The sequence below is a fragment of the Achromobacter xylosoxidans genome (assembly GCF_002192695.1).
In the GTDB taxonomy this organism is placed as follows: Bacteria; Pseudomonadota; Gammaproteobacteria; order Burkholderiales; family Burkholderiaceae_B; genus Achromobacter; species Achromobacter xylosoxidans_C.
The window spans coordinates 1-303 of the sequence record NZ_MTLG01000128.1 but is presented as its reverse complement, the minus strand read 5'-3'; the positions used below and the strand labels follow the sequence as shown (position 1 = coordinate 303).

Below are 303 nucleotides of genomic sequence, written 5' to 3'. Positions count from 1 at the left end.
GTGTCGGGCTTGGCTTCAGGAGCGGTGTCGGTGATGAGCACCACCAGGTCATCGGACTTGACCTGGTTGGCCGCGTCGGTGACGGTGACGGTGAACTTGTCGGTGACGGAGTTGTCGCCGGCAGTGTGATCCTTGGCCGTACCGTCCTGCTGGTAGCTGTAGGTGATCTTGCCGGTGGCGGGGTCGTAGCTGGTCAGCGTGAGCTTGCCCTGGGTGCCGTCGATGACACGCGGGGTGTTGTTCAGCGCTTGCAGGTCGGCGACGGTGAGGGTGGTGCCGCCGATCTTGACGGTGGCCAGGCCT

1 protein-coding gene is annotated in these 303 nt (G+C 64.7%); it reads right to left on the bottom strand.

Going from position 1 to position 303, the window contains the following annotated elements:
- Window positions 1-303: VCBS domain-containing protein (locus BRO63_RS33790; RefSeq protein WP_218824132.1), on the bottom strand; the 303-nt coding region annotated here is incomplete at both ends.